Source organism: Haladaptatus sp. SPP-AMP-3 (genome assembly GCF_049568665.1).
GTDB lineage: Archaea > Halobacteriota > Halobacteria > Halobacteriales > Haladaptataceae > Haladaptatus > Haladaptatus paucihalophilus.
In genome coordinates, this window is sequence record NZ_CP145897.1 from 1,294,872 (window position 1) to 1,314,287 (window position 19,416).

General features: G+C 63.6%; 23 protein-coding genes. 14 read left to right on the forward strand and 9 right to left on the reverse strand.

Going from position 1 to position 19,416, the window contains the following annotated elements:
• Positions 1-53: 53 nt before the first annotated feature.
• The 3 genes from V5735_RS07380 to ftsZ all read left to right on the forward strand — a co-directional run bounded on the left by V5735_RS07380 (position 54) and on the right by ftsZ (position 2,143).
• Positions 54-593 (forward strand): double zinc ribbon domain-containing protein, encoded by a 540-nt coding sequence (locus V5735_RS07380; protein ID WP_423745766.1) that lies wholly within the window; start codon positions 54-56, stop codon positions 591-593.
• Positions 594-775: 182 nt separating this feature from the next.
• Entirely contained in the window at positions 776-952 is a 177-nt protein-coding gene (locus tag V5735_RS07385) for a ribbon-helix-helix domain-containing protein (RefSeq protein ID WP_007982487.1), read from the forward strand.
• Positions 953-955: 3 nt separating this feature from the next.
• Positions 956-2,143 (forward strand): cell division protein FtsZ, encoded by a 1,188-nt coding sequence (ftsZ, locus tag V5735_RS07390; protein ID WP_423745767.1) that lies wholly within the window; start codon positions 956-958, stop codon positions 2,141-2,143.
• A 50-nt stretch (positions 2,144-2,193) separates the two neighbouring features.
• On the opposite strand, the gene V5735_RS07395 is transcribed toward ftsZ, so the two are convergent.
• Both V5735_RS07395 and ncsA read right to left on the reverse strand, forming a co-directional pair.
• Complete coding sequence (locus tag V5735_RS07395; RefSeq protein ID WP_423745768.1) at positions 2,194-3,381, reverse strand: PQQ-binding-like beta-propeller repeat protein; 1,188 nt, start codon at positions 3,379-3,381, stop codon at positions 2,194-2,196.
• Between the two features lie 76 nt (positions 3,382-3,457).
• Positions 3,458-4,426 carry a tRNA 2-thiolation protein NcsA gene (gene ncsA / locus V5735_RS07400; protein WP_423745769.1) on the reverse strand — a complete coding sequence of 323 codons (969 nt, stop codon included), beginning with the start codon at positions 4,424-4,426 and terminating at the stop codon, positions 3,458-3,460.
• A gap of 223 nt (positions 4,427-4,649) precedes the next feature.
• Between ncsA and V5735_RS07405 the strand changes: the two genes are divergently transcribed.
• From V5735_RS07405 to V5735_RS07420, 4 genes are read left to right on the forward strand one after another with little or no spacing between them, the layout of a single operon-like run.
• Positions 4,650-5,261, forward strand: coding sequence for a hypothetical protein (locus V5735_RS07405; RefSeq protein ID WP_423745770.1), 612 nt, complete (start codon positions 4,650-4,652; stop codon positions 5,259-5,261).
• Positions 5,258-6,028, forward strand: coding sequence for a ubiquinol-cytochrome c reductase iron-sulfur subunit (locus tag V5735_RS07410; protein WP_423745771.1), 771 nt, complete (start codon positions 5,258-5,260; stop codon positions 6,026-6,028). Before V5735_RS07405 ends, V5735_RS07410 begins: the two co-directional genes overlap by 4 nt.
• A 2-nt stretch (positions 6,029-6,030) precedes the next feature.
• Complete coding sequence (locus V5735_RS07415; RefSeq protein ID WP_423745772.1) at positions 6,031-7,404, forward strand: cytochrome b; 1,374 nt, start codon at positions 6,031-6,033, stop codon at positions 7,402-7,404.
• Positions 7,405-7,406: 2 nt separating this feature from the next.
• Positions 7,407-7,604 carry a hypothetical protein gene (locus V5735_RS07420; protein WP_423745773.1) on the forward strand — a complete coding sequence of 66 codons (198 nt, stop codon included), beginning with the start codon at positions 7,407-7,409 and terminating at the stop codon, positions 7,602-7,604.
• Positions 7,605-7,613: 9 nt separating this feature from the next.
• Here the strand turns inward: V5735_RS07420 and V5735_RS07425 are convergent, their stop codons facing one another.
• Positions 7,614-7,904 carry a hypothetical protein gene (locus V5735_RS07425; RefSeq protein WP_423745774.1) on the reverse strand — a complete coding sequence of 97 codons (291 nt, stop codon included), beginning with the start codon at positions 7,902-7,904 and terminating at the stop codon, positions 7,614-7,616.
• A gap of 93 nt (positions 7,905-7,997) precedes the next feature.
• Here V5735_RS07425 and V5735_RS07430 point away from each other — a divergent pair, with 93 nt between their 5' ends.
• The 3 genes from V5735_RS07430 (at position 7,998) to V5735_RS07440 (ending at position 11,221) form a co-directional block, all read left to right on the forward strand.
• Entirely contained in the window at positions 7,998-8,258 is a 261-nt protein-coding gene (locus tag V5735_RS07430; protein ID WP_423745775.1) for a glutaredoxin family protein, read from the forward strand.
• Positions 8,258-9,016 carry a plastocyanin/azurin family copper-binding protein gene (locus V5735_RS07435; protein WP_423745776.1) on the forward strand — a complete coding sequence of 253 codons (759 nt, stop codon included), beginning with the start codon at positions 8,258-8,260 and terminating at the stop codon, positions 9,014-9,016. Before V5735_RS07430 ends, V5735_RS07435 begins: the two co-directional genes overlap by 1 nt.
• Before the next feature lie 99 nt (positions 9,017-9,115).
• Positions 9,116-11,221, forward strand: a complete 2,106-nt coding sequence (locus V5735_RS07440) for a PQQ-binding-like beta-propeller repeat protein (protein ID WP_423745777.1) — start codon at positions 9,116-9,118, stop codon at positions 11,219-11,221.
• A gap of 16 nt (positions 11,222-11,237) precedes the next feature.
• Here V5735_RS07440 and V5735_RS07445 read toward each other — a convergent pair whose 3' ends face one another.
• On the reverse strand, positions 11,238-12,383 hold the full coding sequence (locus V5735_RS07445) for an MBL fold metallo-hydrolase (RefSeq protein WP_423745778.1): 1,146 nt from the start codon (positions 12,381-12,383) through the stop codon (positions 11,238-11,240).
• Positions 12,384-12,556: 173 nt separating this feature from the next.
• Here V5735_RS07445 and V5735_RS07450 point away from each other — a divergent pair, with 173 nt between their 5' ends.
• Complete coding sequence (locus tag V5735_RS07450; RefSeq protein WP_423745779.1) at positions 12,557-13,204, forward strand: DUF7095 family protein; 648 nt, start codon at positions 12,557-12,559, stop codon at positions 13,202-13,204.
• Between the two features lie 294 nt (positions 13,205-13,498).
• Here V5735_RS07450 and V5735_RS07455 read toward each other — a convergent pair whose 3' ends face one another.
• Together V5735_RS07455 and V5735_RS07460 are read right to left on the reverse strand one after the other, a co-directional pair.
• Positions 13,499-14,590, reverse strand: coding sequence for an aminopeptidase (locus V5735_RS07455; protein WP_423745780.1), 1,092 nt, complete (start codon positions 14,588-14,590; stop codon positions 13,499-13,501).
• A 39-nt stretch (positions 14,591-14,629) separates the two neighbouring features.
• Positions 14,630-15,421, reverse strand: coding sequence for a class I SAM-dependent methyltransferase (locus V5735_RS07460; RefSeq protein ID WP_423745781.1), 792 nt, complete (start codon positions 15,419-15,421; stop codon positions 14,630-14,632).
• Between the two features lie 130 nt (positions 15,422-15,551).
• On the opposite strand from V5735_RS07460, the gene V5735_RS07465 reads away from it, so the two are divergent.
• Together V5735_RS07465 and V5735_RS07470 are read left to right on the forward strand one after the other, a co-directional pair.
• A complete protein-coding gene (locus tag V5735_RS07465) occupies positions 15,552-16,229 on the forward strand; it encodes an AzlC family ABC transporter permease (protein WP_423745782.1) in 678 nt (225 codons plus the stop codon).
• Positions 16,230-16,580 (forward strand): AzlD domain-containing protein, encoded by a 351-nt coding sequence (locus V5735_RS07470; protein WP_423745783.1) that lies wholly within the window; start codon positions 16,230-16,232, stop codon positions 16,578-16,580. It begins immediately after the preceding gene.
• A 41-nt stretch (positions 16,581-16,621) separates the two neighbouring features.
• On the opposite strand, the gene V5735_RS07475 is transcribed toward V5735_RS07470, so the two are convergent.
• Positions 16,622-16,807 carry a hypothetical protein gene (locus V5735_RS07475; protein WP_423745784.1) on the reverse strand — a complete coding sequence of 62 codons (186 nt, stop codon included), beginning with the start codon at positions 16,805-16,807 and terminating at the stop codon, positions 16,622-16,624.
• A 440-nt stretch (positions 16,808-17,247) separates the two neighbouring features.
• Positions 17,248-18,123, reverse strand: a complete 876-nt coding sequence (locus tag V5735_RS07480) for a deoxyribonuclease IV (protein WP_423745785.1) — start codon at positions 18,121-18,123, stop codon at positions 17,248-17,250.
• Between V5735_RS07480 and V5735_RS07485 the strand changes: the two genes are divergently transcribed.
• Entirely contained in the window at positions 18,108-18,452 is a 345-nt protein-coding gene (locus V5735_RS07485; protein ID WP_423745786.1) for a redoxin domain-containing protein, read from the forward strand. The two genes, V5735_RS07480 and V5735_RS07485, sit on opposite strands and share 16 nt — an antisense overlap.
• 88 nt (positions 18,453-18,540) lie before the next feature.
• On the opposite strand, the gene V5735_RS07490 is transcribed toward V5735_RS07485, so the two are convergent.
• Positions 18,541-19,350 carry a lipoate--protein ligase family protein gene (locus V5735_RS07490; RefSeq protein WP_423745787.1) on the reverse strand — a complete coding sequence of 270 codons (810 nt, stop codon included), beginning with the start codon at positions 19,348-19,350 and terminating at the stop codon, positions 18,541-18,543.
• Positions 19,351-19,416 lie beyond the last annotated feature (66 nt).

Consider the following 19,416-nt stretch of genomic DNA (forward strand, 5'->3'; position numbering starts at 1 on the left):
TCAAGTATGATAGACCCAGTGTTTCGGGAAACAGACGGATTCGGGTGAAAAACATGAGTAAAATTACATTCCGGGCGGACGACGACCTCGTGGAAGGCATCGAATCGCTCGACGCCTCGAAGAGCGAGGTGATGCGCGAGGCGCTCCGGGCCTATTTGGAAACACCCGACACGAACGACGAGCGGAGTCTCGATGCCGTCGTGGCCGAGCGCGTCGACGAACTCGTCGACAGACGGCTAGCCGAGACGACCGCCCGAACGAACGAAACCGGACGGGACATCAACGTCAACGTCACCCTCGACGGTGCGGGGGCGGTGCGCACGCGCGAAGATACCCAGGCGCAAACGCAGGGAGACCGAACGCGAACGGACGAACCGGCGCGTCGGACGACCGCCGACGCGAAGCAGACGGAAAACAGCTGCCACCAGTGCGGCGAGCAACTCGACTCCGGACACGTCTACTGTCCGAACTGCGGCGAGAAAGCGACTCACCGCGTGTTCTGTGACTGCGGCGACGAACTCAGATCCGACTGGGCGTTCTGCCCCGGCTGTGGACGACGAACGCCGTCGGCAGACGTTTTAGACTCGTCGTAAAACGATTGTTTTACAGCCGCCGTTAATTATATATGCCGTGGCTATGTGGATACTTCTACGTAAGACGATTGTCTTACGCCATGCCGAAAACGGTCGATGCCGGGTGTCTCGGCCGCTGTGATGGCGTAAGACGGACAAAATAAAACACTGCGTGTCGTCTTACCAAACAAGGGGAACCTACTATGGAGCGCGTGACACTACGAATCCCAAAGCAGCAAATCGAAGAAGTCGAACAGATGGTCGAAACCGGCGAGTTCCCGAATCGGAGCGAAGCGATTCGGGCCGCGGTTCGAGACATGCTTAACGAGCATGACGAAGCCGCCGAGACCACGAACAAGCGTACGTGGGCGAAGGTATAATCGATGCAGGATATCGTTCAAGAAGCGCTGGAAAACGCCGAAAGCGAACAGCGTGAGATGGAAGCGGCGACCACGGACGACGAGTTCGGCGACCCTCGAATCGTCATCGTCGGCTGTGGTGGTGCGGGCAACAACACCATCAACCGCCTGTACAACATCGGCGTCGATGGGGCTGACACGGTTGCCATCAACACCGACAAACAGCACTTGAAGATGATCGAAGCCGACACGAAAATCCTCGTCGGCAAATCCCTCACGTCCGGTCTCGGCGCGGGCGGCGACCCCTCGATGGGTGAGCGCGCGACCGAGATGGCACAGGGAACGGTCAAGGAAGTGCTCGGCGACGCGGACCTCGTGTTCGTGACCGCGGGCATGGGCGGCGGAACCGGGACGGGTGCGGCACCCGTCGTCGCCAAAATCGCCAAAGAGCAGGGCGCGATAGTCGTCGGAATGGTCTCCACGCCGTTCAACGTCGAGCGTGCCCGAACGGTGAAAGCCGAGGAAGGACTGGAGAAGCTTCGCAACGAAGCGGACTCTATTATCGTCCTCGACAACAACCGCCTCCTCGATTACGTCCCGAACCTGCCCATCGGCAAGGCGTTCTCGGTCATGGACCAGATCATCGCCGAGACCGTCAAGGGCATCTCGGAGACGATTACCCAACCGTCGCTCATCAACCTCGACTACGCCGACATGTCCACCATCATGAATCAGGGCGGCGTCGCCGTGATGCTCGTCGGCGAGACGCAGGACAAGAACAAGAGCGAAGAAGTGGTCCGCGACGCGATGAACCACCCGCTCCTCGACGTGGATTACCGTGGGGCATCCGGCGGTCTCGTCCACATCACGGGAGGTCCCGACTTGACGCTCAAAGAGGCCGAAGGAATCGCGGGCAACATCACGGAACGCCTCGAAGCCAACGCCAACGTCATCTGGGGCGCGCGGATTCAGGAGAACTACAAGAACAAGGTTCGCGTCATGGCCATCATGACCGGCGTCAAGAGCGCGCAGGTGCTCGGCCCGACGACGCAAAAGCAGGCCGACCGCTCCCGACAGAAGATGCGCGACGTGGACGCACAGTCCTACGACGCGAGCAACAGAGCCGAACAGAGTAGCGGTACGTTCGGTGCCCAGAGCGACGGCGGCCGAAGCGAACTGGAGAAAAACAACGGTCTCGACGTTATCCGGTAAGTTACCGTTCTCGTCTTCCGCTCTCGCTACTCGTTCTCGTATTCTCGTCTTCACTCGAGCGCGACCAACTGGTACGTCTCTTCGCCGGTTTGTGCGACGGCGTAGAGCGCGCCGTCGTTCAGCACGGGGCCGAACCTGACGGGACCGTAAAACGACTTCTCGAACCGCCGCGCCGGTCCGTCCCCCGAGAGCAATCCGGACGACGGCGTGGGGTCGAAGGCGAACAGTTTCTCTCCACCGACGAAGAGCGTATCGCGAACGAGGGCCGGGGTGGTCCGACGTTGGTCCCCCGTATCTTCCGTCCACAGTTGCTCGCCGGTTGCCGGGTCGATGGCCCGTAACCCTTTCGTCCCGGCGGCGTAGAGGTTCTCTTTCACCGCGAGTCCGCCGTTCACCCACCCGGTTTCGACGCTCCAATCGACGTCCAACCGCGGTTCGTTCTCGGTTCTGATGCCGTAAGTCTTCCCGTCGAGGCAGTTGACGTAGATGCCGTCAGTGTCGATGGTCGGCGGCGCGTGGGGTTGCGGGGGGAGATTCCACTCGCCCCACCCGGTTCCGTCTGGGCCGAACACGTATACCTTTCCGGCCTCGGTCGCCAGCGTGACACCGGCCGAACCACACGGCGGCGAGCCGAGGAGGGTGCCGAACAGACGGCGAGACCAATCGACTTCGCCGGTCTCCGAATCGACGCGGTACACCGTCTCGCCGACCGGAACGTACAGCCAGTCCCCGCCGTACGTCGATGGTGCCTCCACAGTTCCGTCGGCGTCGAACGTCCGTTCCCACTTCGTCGTCCCGGTTTTCGCGTCCAGTACGCGAAGCCGATTGCTCGCTCCGACGTACACCGTCCCGTCGCGGACGAGCGGTGCGGTTTCGGCTTCGTACTCGTCGGTGACCCACAGCATCGACCCGTCCCGTGCGTCGTACGCTTCGAGTCGGTTCGGAACCGGGAGGAACACTCGTCCGTCGGACGCCACCGGGGCGTGAAACAACAGTTGTGGAGCATCGACGCGCCAGCGCTCGGTGACGCCATCGACGGGGGCGTTCCCGTCCGCGACGGTGCGCGTGTTGCTGGCGTTACAGCCGAAACTCGACCACTCGCCGTTCGCGCCGTGGATGTGCTCTTCGGGGTCGGGCGATTCGTCCGCGCCCGCTTTCGGCGGGTCGTCGGCCTTCGTCGCACAACCGGCGAGCGCGGCCGTCGCGCCGAGGGCGAGAAACCGTCGTCGGGAGGGCATGCCTGCCGTGTCGAATTATCGAGTAATAAGTTTTCTTCGCTGTCGTGAGTTTCGCGAACCGAACTACGCTTCCGCCCTACGCCGCGTGAATCGCGTCCACGAGCGAGCACTTCCGACACACGTCCCGCGTCGTCGCCGCGCCACAGCGTTCGCACTCGTTGAGTTCTCGTTTGCCGTCACCGGCGCCGAACTCGTCGGCCGCGAGCTTGGCGAGCTCCTCGTACCCGGCCATGATGGAGTGACGCGTTCCGGGGTGATTTTCCTCCAGCGACAGCATCAACCGCTGAATCTCGGCGCGGTAGGCCTCGCTGGAGTGGGGACACTCCGTGATGTGCGCGGGAAGGTCTTCGAGGTGCGCGTACAGCGCGACCTCCTTTTCCGGCACGTCGCGGAGGGGTTTCGCCCGGGGGACGAACTCGTCTTGGTCGGACCGCTCGTCGAACCCGGCCAGACTCGCGTCGAAGTGTTTCGCCACTTGAGCGACGTCGCCTTCGAGGAAGTTCATCAGCGCCGTTTCCGCCTCGTCGTCCAGATTGTGGCCAGTGAGAAGTTTGTCCGCGCCGTACTCCTCCGCGTACTTCGAGAGCAGGTCGCGACGGAAGACGCCGCAGTACGCACAGGCGGCCATGTTCTCGGGGTCCTTGTCCACCACGTCGTCCATGCGAAGGTCGAACTCCTCCTCGTAGCTGACGACCTCGTGTCGGATGTCGAGGTCGTCGGTGAGTTCGAGGCAGGCGTCCAGACTCTTGTCCCGATACCCCTCGATACCCTCGTGAATCGTCAGCGCGACGAGTTCGATTCGCGGGTCGTCCGCGAACGTGTCGTGGAGGATTTTCGTGAGCACGACGCTATCTTTCCCGCCCGAAAGGCCGATGAGCCAGACTTGCGGGTCGTCCGGCGTCGCCGACGCGGGCAACAGGTTATCGTCGCGGATTCGGCGTCGAAGTCGCTTCTCGACCGACCGACAGAAGTGGTCGTCACAGAGATGCAGCCCCGAATAAGCCGCGTGCATGACGGCCTCCCGGTCGCACTTATCGCAGTCCATTACGTGTCGGTTGCGGCGCGGGCCGTTTCACGGTTTCGCTCCGGTATAAATCGGATGGTGCGATAGCAAATGCGGTCGCGGCGATGTGACGGTCACGAAACCGGAGGGCAAAACAAGCAAGTGAGTGCGAATCAAAACAATAGTCAACGCCATGGGGACGGTGCGGGAGCGAACTCCGACATGGGGGTGTCGGTCACCCGAGTCGTCCCCTGACGGGGGGACCATGAGATTCGAACGTGAAACCGTCGTCATCCTGTTCCTGATCGCCATCGTGTTGTTTCCGATGTGGTTTTTCGCCCTCTCCTCGGGAGGGGCGAAAGCCGCCGTCGTGTTGAGCAACGACAAAGGCGTCATCGCGCCGAACGAGACGTTCCTCCCGACGCCCGTGGAGGTAAACGAGTTTATCGCGGGGGTGATAACGTGGGTCGCGCTGTTCGTCCTCGTCGGAATGATATTCTACACCCACCAGTTCGTCCGAACCATCGGTCGGTCGAGCGAGTCGGCCATCGCCGACGGAGGCGTCGCCAACCGTCTCCCGTCGTATCTCACCACCGAGAACCGCTGGGTCGCGGACTACTGGCCCGCCCAGTACAGCAACCCCGGCATGGTCGGGCTGGCACTGATGGCGTGGTCCGTCGTCGTGTTCGCCCTGCTGTTCGGCACGGAGGCGCTCGGCTACGCACGGACCCAGTTCCTCGGCATCTACGGCGGCATGTTGTTCCTCTCGCTCGGCGTGCTCGTCGCCATCTACGCGACGTGGTTCATGCCGAACGTGCTGGTGGTCGAGGAACGAGGGCATCACGGAAAGATATCCGAAGAGGAGACCGAACGATGACCGGAGACGACTCGAAACGACCGAACGAGGGACCGAGCGGCGAACCGAACGGAGACGGCCGCGAACGGAGCGGGGACGGTAGACCGGACGAACCCGACCGACGAAACGAGGACGGACCGCCGGACGAGCGACGGGGGCGACTCGTCGAGCGCGCCGACGGCGAGGGGTACGACTACAAACCGCCGGAGATGTCGCGGCGGGCGGTGGCGAAGTGGCTCGCGGGTATCAGCGGGACCGCCGCGGTCGGAAGCATCGCGGTGAGCGCGATCTCCGCGCTCTCGGACGCCGGAGTCGGGTCGGGCCGCGGGACGTCGTACAAGACGGTGTACGTAAAAGGAACTCACCTCGTGAACGAGAACGGCAATCGGCTGACCGTCGGCGACGCGCTCCCGGCCGGAAAAGGTAACGAGCGCGTCGTGCTCCCGGAGAAGAAGAACGGGAAACCGCTCAAAACCTCGTCCGCGCCGACCCTCCTCCTTCGGTTCTCGGAAGGGGAGTACCAAACGCCGACGAAACTCGACTGGACGGTAAAGGGGTACGCGGCCTACTCCATGGTCTGCACGCACGAGGGGTGTCTCGTCTCGGGGCGAGACGGGAAGAACCTCCACTGTCCGTGTCACAACAGCGAGTACAACCCGCTCGAAGGGGCGAAAGTCATCGGCGGCCCCGCGCCGCGACCGCTTCCGCAGTTGCCCATCGGCGTGAGCACGAAGGGCGAGTTGCTGGTCGCTACCGGACCGTTCGAAGCGCCGATCGGACCACAGTAACCATGTCCGACGAAACGAAGCCGCGGGAAGCGTCGGAATCGACGGCGGATGGCTATTCGAACAGCCGAGTGTTCGACTGGCTCGACGAGCGACTCGACCTGAAGGGGGGACTCCTCGGCAAGGCGTTCCCCGAGGACCGGTACGGTTCGTTCCTCCTCGGGGAAGTCGCCCTGTTCTCGTTCGTCATCCTTGCCATGACCGGGACGTTCCTCGGACTCCTGTACGCGCCGGTCGCGACGAAGAACTGGCAGTACACCGGACAGGTGTCGAAGTACGCGGGACAGAATCTCCCCGGCGCGTTCGCGAGCGTCCTTCGCATCAGCTACGACATCCGACTCGGGATGTACTTCCGGATGATGCACCACTGGGCCGCCTACTTCTTCATCGCGGCCATCGCGTTGCACATGTTCCGCATCTTCTTCAGCGGCGTCTACCGGAACCCGCGGGAACCAAACTGGCTCATCGGGAGCACGCTGCTCCTGCTGGCGCTCGTCGAGGGGTTTCTCGGCTACGCGCTCCCGCTCGACAACTTCAGCAAGACCGCGACCGAGATCGGTTTCGAGATAACCGCCACCATTCCGTACATCGGGGAACGCCTGACCAACCTCATCTTCGGCGGCAACTTCCCGACGAACGCGCCCTACGTCCTCCCGCGGATGTTCTTCTATCACGTCTTCCTGTTTCCCGCACTCATCGCCACCCTCATCGGGGCGCACCTCGCTATCCTCCTCCGACAGAAACACACTGAACAGGAGGGGGCGCGGGAGTCGGAGGAGGTGCCCCCGGACGACGACAGCGTTATCCTCGGCGTTCCGATGGTGCCGAATCAGGCCGCCATGTCGTTGGTCGTCTTCCTGTTCACCGCGGCGGTCATCTCGTTCATGGCGGCGCTGTTCCCCGTCCAAGCCATCGCCACCATCGGTCCGCAAGACCCGTTCTCGACCCCGCCGAACGTCAGCCCGGACTGGTTCTTCATGTGGGTGTACGGGGCGTTGAAGCTCGTCCCGAGCGGCCTCGGGTCGCTCGGTCGGTTCGCCGGGGGCGTCGTCGGCCCCTCGTTGCTCATCGCGGCGATGTACCTCTGGGTGTTTTTCGACCGGAGCGAGGAGCCGGTGAACTTCGCCGAAAACCCACTCGACAGGCCGCTCCCGACCGCCGTCGGGGTCGCCACTATCGTCCTCATCATCATGCTCTCGCTCGTCGGGATGAACACCTACATCGCTCAGACGTTCGACACGACGACGAGCGCGATTGCGACGCCGCTTCTGATTCTCACCATCGGGGTGCCGCTCGCGGATGCCGTCATCGTCTACGTCATGCTCCGTCGGCGACTGAGACGAAAGCAAAGCGGCGGACGACCACGGTCGGGTGACTGACGATGGCCGTCACCCTCTCGCCGCGGACGTACGTTCTGGTTGATCGGGGGTCGAAGCTGGTCGGTATCGTCGCCATCGTCGCCGCGCTCCAACACCTGTTCGGGTCGCTTTCGCTGCCGGTCGGCGTGGCGGGACTCCTCGTCGGCGTGGCGACCGTCTTCGTCGAAGTCACGGACGAGAACGAACCAGCGGAGGCGTAAGACATTCCGTCAGTCGCCGGACGCGGCCACCAGCCGTCGAACCCGAAGACCGACGAGCCAGAGCGCACAGCACCCGAGGGTGAAGATACCGAGGAGTCCGACGAGACTCGACAGGAAAAACAGCTGTGCGGCGAGCACGACCCGACCGGTCGATCGAAGCCCCACCCCCGCCGCCGCGACGAGGAACGACACGCCCCAGAGTCCCGCACCGCCGATGGCGACGGCCGCCAATCGAGGGTGGACGAACCGGTGGAGAAACGAGTCGGAATTCGTCACTCCGGTGTCCTCACGCGTCTGCATTCGCCTCGAACGACGGTCGGGAGCGACAACACGATTGCGGTCGAACGGGGCACAACGAGTAAGCCCGTCCGGGTCGAGTCTTCATCGAAACCGATGGACCGAAAACGGACCGTCACCGTCTACACGCGCGATGACTGTCACCTCTGCGAGGACGCTATCGAAACCGTCCGCCGCGTCGCGGATGCGGTTTCCTCCGACGTTACCCTCGACCTCCGCGATGTCGATTCGGATCCGCAACGGCGGACGGAGTACGGGGACCGGGTTCCGTACGTGCTGGTCGATGGCCGTCCCAGATTTAAATATCGCGTCGACGAGGAGGAACTGCGGGCGCTCCTCGTCCGGAAATCGAACTGATGCCGGAACACACACAATCCCGGACGACGAACGACGATGTGACCAGCGGTACCGGGGGGAGTTCGATGCACAGGAGAGCGTTCTTGACGGGGGTCGCCGCGACCGCAACCGCGACCGGCAGCACGGCCATCGTCCGCGGTCAGAACGGGGGCGGCTCCACGCACGTCATCGGGATGTATCAGGACAGCGAGGGGTACTACTTCGACCCGATAGGGCTCCACGTGAAGCCGGGTGATACGGTGAAGTGGGCATGCAAGTCGGGCGCGCACTCGGCGACGTCGTACAGCAAGGGGAATCCCAAGGTCAACAACGTCCTCATTCCGAAGGGGGCAGACGGGTGGAACAGCGGAATTTTGCAACCCGGCCAGTCGTTCACGCACACGTTCACGACGAAGGGAACGTACGACTACTACTGCATCCCGCACAAAACGCTCGGGATGGTCGCCCGAATCGTCTGTGGCGAACCCGGCGGGCCCGCCGAAAGCGGGTCCATTCCGAGTTCCGACGAACCGCAGAGCGGCGTCATGCCGCCGTCGAAGGCCATCGTGAAGGAGAACTCCATCTCGTTCCCCTACATCCCGAACGAGGGACACGGCGGACCACCCGCGCTGTTCTGGGGCGGGTTGGGAATCTTCTCGCTGACGAGCGTCTATCTGTTCTCCGTCTACGACCGAAAGACGGGACGATACGACGACACTTCGGAAACCGAGTTCGAGGTCCCCGACCGCGCCGAAGCGGACGAATCGGCCGAGGAGTAACGAGTCGCCGTCGCACGACGATAGTTTCGGGCAACAGTAGTCGATTGCAGCCGATTTAATCCCTGAATAATAATGCGACGAGACGGCAGCATGCAGTGCATGGGTAAGCCCTTCGACGAGACGCGACGGAGTTTTCTCACACTGAGCGGTGTTGCTATCGGGGCGACCGGATTCGTGGGGAGCGTGACGTCCGAGACGGGAACGGCCACGAATCGAGCGTGGGCGTCGTTTCAGCACGACGCCGGAAACACGGGCACCTCCGCGGACGGGACCGACCCCGGTCAGGATACGTGGATAGAGTGGAGCGAACAGGTGAGCGACCGTCCGCTCCACTCGCCGACCGTCGCGGACGGCATCGTCTACGTCAGCGACGTTTCCGGCGAGTTAACGGCGTTCGACACGGACACCCGAGAGACGCGATGGACGGCACAAATCAGGGGGTTGGACTACGCTCCGAGCGTCGTCGGCGACACCGTGTACGCCGTCGGGACCGACCTCGTTGCGCTCTCGGCCGCCGACGGCAGCGAACGCTGGCGATTCGACGTCGGTATCACGGAGTCATCCCCCGTAACCGCCGCCGACGGAACCCTGTTCTTCAAAACCAGCGACGTGAACGGCCAAGGGGCGTGCTGGGCGGTCGATGCCGCGACGGGGACGGAACGCTGGCACGTTCGCCTCCCGACGGGCAAGGACGGCGAAACGCCAAGCGCCGAACACGTACCCCCGGCGGTCGTCGGCGATGTGGCGTACTTCGCCGACAAGGACGCGGTGTACGCCCTCCGCACGGAGGACGGCAGGCCACAGTGGCAAGCGAGCGTCGATGATACCGTCGACCACGCACCGACCGTTGCGAACGATACCGTCTACGTGTGTGGAGAACGGGTGTTCGCGCTCTCGGCCGACGACGGACGGACGAAATGGAAGACCAGCCTCGGCGACTCGGCGCGGTTGAGCCAGTCGCCCGCCGTTACCGACGACGCCGTTGTCGTCACGGACGGCTCTCGGGCACGGATTTGGGCGCTGACCGCTGACGACGGAGCGATTCGCTGGACGGTCGAAGGAACCGGAGGCTCCGCGGGAACGCCCGTCATCGCGGACGGGACGACCTACGTCCCCATCGCCGACGACGAGGACGGTCTCGTCGCGCTCGACTTACAATCGGGCGACCAACGGTGGTGGGTACCGATTCGAAATCTCGGCAATTCGTCGCTTCCACCGGCCATCGACGACACCATCTACGTCACCGGTCGAGAGGGCTTTCTCTACGCCGTCGGCGACCCGACGTGGCTCGACTGGCGAGCGAACCAAATCGGGTCGCTCGCGGTCGACGAAAACGCCTACGTTTCGAACGGCCGCGGCCACTTCTCCGCGCTCAACGCCGAAACCGGTTCGAAACGATGGCGTGGGGAAGCCGACGGAACACCCGTCACGGCGAACGGGATGGTCTACGGAACGGATTGGTCCGCCGTCGTCGCCTACTCGCCGGACGGAACGGAACGGTGGCGTTCCGACTGTGACGGAAAAATCACGACCGACCCGGTGGTCACGGACGAATCCGTCGTCGTCGCTGGCGACGGCTGGGTAACGGCGCTCGACCCGACCACTGGCACGCACCGCTGGACGAACGACGGGGATTGTGCCGGACTCGGAACGGTCGAAACACTGTCCGCCGAAGGAAAGACGGCGTTCGCGGTCGTGGACGGCCGCGTCGTAGCGCTCGATTGCGATGAGCGGCGGTGGTCGGCCGGGAACGGCGTCCAAACCATCGCCGTCGGCGACGCGGTGTACACCGGTACAGACCAAAACGAGGTCGTCGCCTACGGTTTCGACGGAACGGAACTGTGGAGTGCGACGCTTGACGACGGCAACGAAGTGACGAGTCTCGTCGCGGATGACAGTCTCTACGCCGTGACGACGGCCGTTACGAGCACCGGAACCGACAGCCGCGAGTGGTTGGTTTCGCTCGACGAAGGAACGGTTGACTGGACGTTCCACCCGAAATTTCTCCCGTTCGGGTCGCTCTGTGAACCGGTCGTCGAGGACGAAACGGTCTACGTCGGTGCCAGCGACCGACGAGTGTACGCGCTCTCGGCGGCGGACGGCACCGAACAGCAGCGATTCGAAACCGGCGGTGTGGTCGAATCGGTCGCGGCCGACGGCGACCGCGTGTACGCGACGGCCGACGAAACCTACGCGTTCCGATAGCGGACGGGGGATTCGGCTACGGTGCGGAACAACGGTTCGGCCCCAATTCGAGTTCGGTGGCTTCCCCTTCGTCGTCGGGTTCGTCCAGTCCGCGATTGATGGCGATGACGGTTTCGTAGTTCGGCGGCTTTTCCGGGACGGTTTCGGTCAGTCGAGCGACGAACTCGTCTTCGGGCAACTGGAGTACGTCGAGTTCGCGGCGCAGATCACCGACCGTCGCTCGAATCGGCTCTCCCGGGCTACCGTGTGCGAAGCGTCCGTCCTCCGTGACGGTGACGTGACCCGGCAGGACGACGACGCTATCCGGTTCGCTCATCAGCACTTTGTGCAGGGAATCGTACTGCATTTCCGCCCCTTTTCCGGCCCCTTCCTCGCCGAACTCCAGCTCGGTGCGTCCGATGGAATCCACGAACAGGGTATCCCCCGTGAGGACGGCTTCGTCGTTCACGAGATAGCTGGTGATTTCGGAGGTGTGCCCCGGCGTGTAAACGGCTTTGATGTCCGTATCGCCGACGCGAACCACATCGTTCCGTCCGAGAGCGTCGTACTCGTATTCGACGCCGCGTTTCCGAGCACGGTCGCCGAGATGGTACGGAACGCCGAGTTCGTCGGCGAGCCATCGGCCACCGGAGATGTGGTCGGCGTGGATGTGCGTATCGAACACGTGCGTGATGTCGTAGCCGCGAGCAGCGGCCGCGTCGCGGAACTCGTCGATGTGGCGGCTCACGTCGATGGCCGCCGCCTCGCCGTCGCTCCCGACTAGGTAGCCGAGACAGCCCTTCGCGCGCCGCTGTATCTGGACGATTTCCGCGTCACCGTCCGTCTCTATCGGGACGTGTTCGTACACCTGACTCCACTCCTCCATGCCACCTTCGACGACCTTCACGTCCTCGAAACCGTGCTTTTCGAGTTCGTCGACGAAATGGGCCGAGGAAATCCCTTTCGCACAGACGGTGAGGATTTCGTCGTTTCCGTCGAGCATCGACTCGACGGCCGACGCACCGTCCTCCGAAAGCGATTCGTCCGGGCCGAACGGGAAGTTCACGGCCCCGTGGATGTGCCACGATTCGAAGCTCTCTTCCGGTCGCGTATCGAGGAGGGCGAACTCGTCGTCGGCGTCCTGTTTGTCCGCTAATTCCTCCGGGATGATCGCTTCGACCATATCGGACGGTTCGGCAGCGACGGCGAAAGGCGTGTCGGGCGTCGTGTGAACGAGACGATAGAGAAGGGAAATATGAGGTGAGGTGAGGACGACGGGAACGGAAATCGAACGGTCGTCACCTCGACTCCGCCGTTCCATCGGACTTATCCACGACAACCCCGAATCGAACACCGATGGAGCGAAGCGCGGCAATCGAACGCGTCGAGGAAATCATCGAGACGGTCGAGAACGATACCATGCCGGTTCCCGTCCGTGAGATTTGGGTGTACGGGGACGTGGCCCTCGGACTCGACCCCATCGACAGACTCGACGTGTACGTGACGAAGGACATCCTCCTCCGCGGCGACGACGCAGACCGCGAGACTGAGTTCGTCGAATCCCACGGCGTGAAGGGAATCGGAAAGACGGTTCGTGCGGAGTGGGCCGACGAACATCCCGAGCTGATTCGAGCGAGCGAAAACGGCTACACCGCTCCGGAGAAGTGTCTCGCGGCCCACCTGCTCCCGGACGACGAACCGGTTCACCTCGAAGTCTGCAACTCCAGTTTCGAGGACAACGTTACCCAACGCTTGCGCGGCGCGATGGCCCGGGAGGCCTACGAGCAAATCCTCGACCCTCGGGGCGTCTGTCTCTGGGTGGACGGACAACGAAGCGACGAAGCGTTCCGCAAGCTGCGGGAGGGAGAGTTCGCCTTCCCGACGCTCCCGGCCGCACTGGAGATGCTCGGCATGGATGAAGAGGGGACGAAAGAAGCGGCACAGGCCGTCGAATCCTACCGACGGCGACAGGAGGGAACGACAGTTCGCGGCGACGTAGTGTAGCGACTGTATCGGGCGAACAGGTGGCACAACCGGTTTCGCGCGAGGGGAGGCCACACACCCGCCTCGACCGCTCGCGCGCCGACGCTCAGGTCATGCCGGGGTTGGTCCGGACACAATATATAAACCTTCGCGGCTCGCGGCGCTATTTTCTCGCGGAATCACTCCTCGAAGCCGTCTTCGAATCGGAACGTCCACATTCCACGTTTTTACGTCGTCGGGTCGACTTCGCCGACCACTCCTCGCAAAAACCTGGACTAAAAACTCCCCGCTCGGTCACGGTGCTCCCTCGCGGAACTACTCCTCGTAACCGTCCTCGAATCGGAACGTTCCGTTGCGCTGGACGACTTCCCCGTCCACTTCGATGAACGAGTCCTCGCTCATGTCCACGATCATATCGACGTGCGTGGCGCTCTCGTTGAGCGGTTGCCCCTCTGGAACGGTCTGCTCGATGGCCTTGCCGACGGCGAGGTGAACGGTGTCGCCCATCTTTTCGTCGAAGAGCATGTTGTAGGTGAAGCGGTCGATGTCGCGGTTCATGCCGATACCGAGTTCGCCGAGTCGCCGTGCGCCTTCGTCCGTATCGAGGATTCCGGCGAGCACTTCCTCGTTCTTCTCGGTGCTGAAATCGACGACCTCGCCGTCCTCGAATTCGAGCCAGACGTTCTCCACGATGTTGCCCTGATGGACGAGTGGTTTGTCGAAGAGGACTTCGCCCTCGACCGAATCGGGGACGGGCGCGGTGAACACTTCCCCGCCGGGGAGATTCTTCTCGCCGTAATCGTTGATGGTCTTCATGACCGAGACGGACATCGTGAGGTCGGTGGTGTCGCCGGAGACGATGCGCACCTCGTCGGCGGGGTCGAGGAGTTCGACCATCTGCTGTTGGAACTCGCGCTGTTCGTCCCAGTCCTTGTTCACCGCGCCGTAGACGAACTCCTCGTAGGCTTCCGTGCTCATCTCGGCCAACTGGGCGTCGCCCGGAGCGGGGAACTGCGTGCCGACCCAACGCTTCCCCATCCGTTCCTGCTGAATCGGGGCGTGTGCGCGGGCTCGGGCGGCGACCTTTTCGGTCGGAACGTCGCTCGTCTCCGCCGTGTTCTCGGAGCCTTTGACGATGATTACGACGTCGGTCTCCTCCAGCGCCGCCAAGGAGTGGTCGGGGAGGTCGATATCGTCCGCGTCACAGCTTCGAAGGAACGCCCGTTTCGCCCGCGGGCTTCGCATCGAGAGCGACGGTTTCGCGCCGCGCTCCCCGATCTTCTCGTGAAGCGCGACGGCGAGGTCCTCGGCGACGGTGGGTGCCAAAATCTCCACTCTGTCGCCTTTTTCGATGCTCACGGAGTGGTCAGCGATGACTTCCGCGTGGGCTCGAACTCGTGGGTCCATGTCGGAAACGAGAGACGTTACCGTGAAAATGGTTTCAGTTTAGACCCGGCCGGAGGTGACGTAGAACGGAACGACTTCCGCACGTCGGTAGTCGTCGGCCTGCATCTGGTCGACGACGGCGTGGCCCATCTTCCGCCATCCCGCTCGGAGGTCCTCGTACTCGTCGAGCGACAGCGGTCCGACCAGCGTGTCGCGTTTGTCGGTCAGCGCGCCCGCCGTCGCCTTCCGTTTCGCGGCCTCGACGTCGCGGGTCGAATACGGCGGTTCGACCGTCTTCGCGTGGTGGTGCGCTCGGGTGGTGATTTCGTCGAGTCCGGCAGTGCGAAAGACCTCGCGCGTGCCGTCCCCGCCGAGCGTAATGTCGGTGGTCGTCCCCTCAACGTAGGCATCGCGCGCCTTCCGGGAGAGGGTTCGCTCTTCCGGGACCGTCGATTCGACCGACACGGCGGAGTTGTCGGGTTCGACCGCGGCCACGAGGTCCGAGGAGACGCGGGCGAACTCCCGCACCGCCCGAATCGGGTCCGGGAGGTTGATGAGCAGCGCCTGACAGACCACGAGGTCGAAGCTGTCGTCGGGAAACGGCAGGCGGTGGGCGTCGCCAGCGACACAGGGGACGAACTCCGCGGCGACCGAAAGGAGTCGCGGGTCGGCGTCCGTCCCGACGACCTCGCCCGGCGTTTCGTCCGCGAGGACGCGGGCCAGTTCGCCGGTGCCACAGCCGACATCGAGCACGCGCCGCCGGGAGTCGAGTTCGAGATCGGCGAGCGCGTCGCGGGAATCCCACATTCCGTCCCGTGTTCGCCGGAGGTAATCGGCGGAGAACTCGCGCATGGGTATGGTCAGTCGGTTTTTGATGGGCGGCGTCAAAAGCGGGGTGGTTCGTCGCGGGACAGGTCGGTCGGCGAACGTAACTGACCGGGATACCAACGTTGATACCAGCCTGACCGTCTACGAATAGGCAGTGTCATCACGCGCCGATTTTCTCGCGGGCGTTCGCGTCGCGTTGCCGATTACGCTCGGCGTCGTTCCGTTCGGAATGGTCGCCGGTGTCGCCGCGGTCGACGTCGGCATTCCGGCGATACACGCCTTCGCCATGTCGGTCATCGTCTTCGCCGGAGCGTCGCAACTCGCCGCTATCGAACTCATCGGCCGAAACGCACCCATCGCCGTCGTCATCCTGACCATGCTCGTCGTCAACCTCCGGATGATGATGTACAGCGCCTCCATCGCACCGTACTTCGAGCGCGAGTCGGCGCGGTGGAAGGCGGCACTCCCGTACCTGCTGACCGACCAGGCCTACGCCGTCTCCCTGCTGAAGTTCAGAAACGACGAGACCACCAGCAGGCGATGGTACTACCTCGGCGTCGCGGTGCCGCTCTGGGTCGCGTGGCAGGCCGCCACCGTCGTCGGCATCCTCCTCGGCGCGGGCGTTCCCGACGGCTGGCACCTCGAATTCGCCGTCCCGCTGGTCTTCCTCGCCGTGTTGGTCCCGGCCGTCACGGACCGCGCGACGCTGGTCGCCGCAATCGTCGGCGGTGCGGCGGCGGTCGCGGCCAACGGCCTCCCGTTCGACCTCGGCCTCGTCGCGGCGGCAATCGTCGGTATCGCGGCCGGACTCGCCGCGGAGGAGGTGTTCTGAGTGTCCCCCGCACCGACCACCGACTTCGGCTCGGACACCCTCTGGCTCGTCATCCTCGCCGCGGGCGTCGGCACCTACGCGATTCGCGTCTCGTTCATCGCCTTGTTCGGCCGATTAGACGAGATACCCGAGGGCGTCGAGCGCGCGCTCCGCTTCGTCCCGGCCGCCGTCCTCTCCGCGCTTGTCGTCCCCCAGTTCGTCTACGCCGACGGGGGCCTCGCGCTCCCGCCGGACAACCTTCGACTGTTCGCGGGCGCGTTCGCCGTCGCCGTCGCGTGGAAAACCGAGAACATCTTGGCGACCATCGTCGTCGGGATGGGCGCGCTGTGGCTGTTGAGTTACCTGCTGTAGCCTCGGAAAATCGTTCCACGGAAAATCCTTCGACGGCAGTCCTACGAACTGCCGACAGTCCGCCAAATCGTCGCCGCGACGGCGAGAACGACGCACGCCAATGCGAGCGTCGTCACGACCGGATTGCTAGTGGACTCGAATCGCCAGCCAAAGACGGTGTAGCCGACGACGCCGACGATAAAGGCGAGGATTCCGACGAGCCGGAGGACAGGAGGTTGGGAACGCATATCACACACCTACTCGCCGATTCGACAAAAAACCTAAGTTATCCGCGGTGAAAATCACGAACGTGGTTTCGGAGCGTTCGCGTCCGTTCCTACTCATTCTCACATCTATCTACTCTCGTCCAGTCTCTCTCCCTATTCCCGTCCAGTCTCTCTCCCTATTCCCGTCCAGTCTCTCTCCCTATTCCCGTCCAGTCTCTCTTCCGTGTTTCGGGCGGTTGCTGGCAACGTTCATACCGCATCCGCATCCACACCGCCGGTGTCCCCACACCTCCCCGCCAGCGCGGGGATGCGCTCGCCGTTCGCGTCGCTCACGACTCGCGCGACGCGCGCTGGCACAACCGTTCGGTTGACTGACCGAGCGTTCGCCACGGAGAAAATTCGGAGCACTCGGAATCGCCGCCGGACCTCACCGCTCTCGAAAAGAAATGTTCGTTCCGACGTTATTCGCCGTTCTCGCGCAGTTCCTTCACGCGGGCGATGTTCCACGCGAAGCCCTTTCCGTCCTCGGTCGGCGTTTCGAGGACGAGCGGCACGTCTTCGAGTTCGGGGTGGTTGATGATGGCGGACATGCCCTCCCCACCGATGTAGCCCTCGCCGATGAGGGCGTGTTCGTCCTTGTTCGTGCCGCACTCGTGTTTCGAGTCGTTCAGGTGGATGCACTTGAGGTGTTCGAGGCCGACCACCTGGTCGAACTCCTCGATGGTCTCCTCGACGCCCTCCTCGGTGGAGAGGTCGTACCCCGCGGCGAAGGCGTGGGCGGTGTCGATGCACACGTCGAGGTCCTGCTCGGACTCGTCGAGTACGGTGGCGAGGTGTTCGAAGTCCCCGCCGAGTTTCGTCCCGCTTCCGGCGTCGCTCTCGATGAGGACGGTGACGCCCTCGGGGATGTCCAGTTCGTCCAGCGCGCTGGCGGCGTTGTTTAGGCCGCCCTCGACGCCCGCGCCGGTGTGCGCGCCGAGGTGGACGTTGACGTACTCGATGCCGAGTTCGTCCGCGGCGTCCACTTCGGTCTGCATGCTGGCGATGGATTTCGCGCGGAGGCCGTCCTTCGGCGTGCAGAGGTTGACGAGGTACGAGGAGTGGATGACCCACGGGCCGTCGAGTTTCTCGTCGGTTTCGTTCACGAACAGTTCGATCTCCTCGTCGCTGAGGTCCGGGTCCTGCCAGACCTGCGGGGACGTGGTGAATATCTGCCCGCAGTTGCCGCCGAACGCGACCTGGCGGCAGACGGCGTTCGCGATGTTGCCGTGGGGTGGTTTCGTCTCGTCGCTCGTGACCTTCGAACTGGACATGGAAACGTGTGCACCGACTCGCATACTCACAGCCTCCCGTTCGGGAGTCAAAGGCACTTCGAAGCGTCGGCGTCAGCGAATCCGGTCCGGCGACCCACCGCCGATTCATCGACTACCTCGACATCCAGTTCCCGCTGTACACCGACGCCGACCTCGACACCGCGACGGCGTACGGCGTGGAGTATCGAGTCTTCGAGATGGTCCGCCGTGCCAGACGGTCGTATTTTCTCATCGACCAATCCGGCGTCGTCCGGTACGCGTGGGTCAGCGGCCGTCCTATCGATACGACGATGAGACGACCCCCGCTTGCGGAGATTCACGACGCTATTCTGGAGGCGTTCGAGCTGGAGTGACACCGATACGCCGTCTCGCCATCGTCGACGAATGCGCCGTCTGCGGGGCGGGGACGGGACGGTTTACGGAATAGGAAGAGAATTCGATTCACGCGGTCGGATCGTCGCGGTGCTTCGTCCACGCCTCGCTTCCGAACTTCGCGTCCGCGTGCTCGCGTGCGCGGGACAGTTCGTCGTCGGTCCACGACCCCTCCGTCGCATCTCCCCAGTTGCCCAGCGCCTCCTCGACGGCGGTCACGGCGTCGTCGCGGTCAATGCTGGCCTCCTCGTTGATGGTCGTCACGCGCTCGTGGAACTGCGCCGCCGTCGTCTCGGGGTTCGCAAACGTCGAGAGGTGGCGTTTCGCGTCGAGTGCAAACTTCAGGGAACCGTGCTGGATGACGGCGTCCTTCCGGCGATACTGCGCGTTGCCGCTGATTTTGCGCCCGTTCGCCACCACGTCGTGTGCGGGGTGGAGTTCCCGGAGGTAACACGCCGGTTCGTGGATGACGGGGAGTTTCTCCTCGGTGAACCCCGCGTCAACGCCCATCCGCTCGAACGCGTCGAAGATCGGCTCACAGAGCAGTTCGTACGTCTCCATCAGGTCGCCCGGCAGTTCGTCGGCGGGCGCGATGATGGAGTAGGAGATATCGCCGTAGTTGTCGTGATAAATCCCGCCGCCGCCCGTCGGCCGTCGGGTGACGGTGATTTCTTCGTCCGCGCAGAAGTCCCAATCGACCGTCTCGGGTTCTTGGCGATAGCCGAGCGACAGCGTGCTCGGGTCCCAGCGATACACGCGAAGGGTTCGCGGCCCGCCGTTCGCGGCCGTTTCCGCGGCGATTTCGTCGAGCGCCATGTTCAGCGGGCCGTTCCACGATTCCTCTCGCACGAGCCGCCAGTCCCAGTCCGCCAGCGTCATGCTACGTCATTCGCATGGTGGGACGAAATCGGTTACGGACGACGGACCGACGAAACGTCCGCAAGA

Bases quoted from the DNA above. Each gene is read 5' to 3' on its own strand.
- V5735_RS07380 (WP_423745766.1), top strand. From the start codon at position 54: ATGAGTAAAATTACATTCCGGGCGGACGACGACCTCGTGGAAGGCATC.
- V5735_RS07385 (WP_007982487.1), top strand. From the start codon at position 776: ATGGAGCGCGTGACACTACGAATCCCAAAGCAGCAAATCGAAGAAGTC.
- ftsZ (WP_423745767.1), top strand. From the start codon at position 956: ATGCAGGATATCGTTCAAGAAGCGCTGGAAAACGCCGAAAGCGAACAG.
- V5735_RS07395 (WP_423745768.1), bottom strand. From the start codon at position 3,381: ATGCCCTCCCGACGACGGTTTCTCGCCCTCGGCGCGACGGCCGCGCTC.
- ncsA (WP_423745769.1), bottom strand. From the start codon at position 4,426: ATGGACTGCGATAAGTGCGACCGGGAGGCCGTCATGCACGCGGCTTAT.
- V5735_RS07405 (WP_423745770.1), top strand. From the start codon at position 4,650: ATGAGATTCGAACGTGAAACCGTCGTCATCCTGTTCCTGATCGCCATC.
- V5735_RS07410 (WP_423745771.1), top strand. From the start codon at position 5,258: ATGACCGGAGACGACTCGAAACGACCGAACGAGGGACCGAGCGGCGAA.
- V5735_RS07415 (WP_423745772.1), top strand. From the start codon at position 6,031: ATGTCCGACGAAACGAAGCCGCGGGAAGCGTCGGAATCGACGGCGGAT.
- V5735_RS07420 (WP_423745773.1), top strand. From the start codon at position 7,407: ATGGCCGTCACCCTCTCGCCGCGGACGTACGTTCTGGTTGATCGGGGG.
- V5735_RS07425 (WP_423745774.1), bottom strand. From the start codon at position 7,904: ATGCAGACGCGTGAGGACACCGGAGTGACGAATTCCGACTCGTTTCTC.
- V5735_RS07430 (WP_423745775.1), top strand. From the start codon at position 7,998: ATGGACCGAAAACGGACCGTCACCGTCTACACGCGCGATGACTGTCAC.
- V5735_RS07435 (WP_423745776.1), top strand. From the start codon at position 8,258: ATGCCGGAACACACACAATCCCGGACGACGAACGACGATGTGACCAGC.
- V5735_RS07440 (WP_423745777.1), top strand. From the start codon at position 9,116: ATGGGTAAGCCCTTCGACGAGACGCGACGGAGTTTTCTCACACTGAGC.
- V5735_RS07445 (WP_423745778.1), bottom strand. From the start codon at position 12,383: ATGGTCGAAGCGATCATCCCGGAGGAATTAGCGGACAAACAGGACGCC.
- V5735_RS07450 (WP_423745779.1), top strand. From the start codon at position 12,557: ATGGAGCGAAGCGCGGCAATCGAACGCGTCGAGGAAATCATCGAGACG.
- V5735_RS07455 (WP_423745780.1), bottom strand. From the start codon at position 14,590: ATGGACCCACGAGTTCGAGCCCACGCGGAAGTCATCGCTGACCACTCC.
- V5735_RS07460 (WP_423745781.1), bottom strand. From the start codon at position 15,421: ATGCGCGAGTTCTCCGCCGATTACCTCCGGCGAACACGGGACGGAATG.
- V5735_RS07475 (WP_423745784.1), bottom strand. From the start codon at position 16,807: ATGCGTTCCCAACCTCCTGTCCTCCGGCTCGTCGGAATCCTCGCCTTT.
- V5735_RS07480 (WP_423745785.1), bottom strand. From the start codon at position 18,123: ATGCGAGTCGGTGCACACGTTTCCATGTCCAGTTCGAAGGTCACGAGC.
- V5735_RS07490 (WP_423745787.1), bottom strand. From the start codon at position 19,350: ATGACGCTGGCGGACTGGGACTGGCGGCTCGTGCGAGAGGAATCGTGG.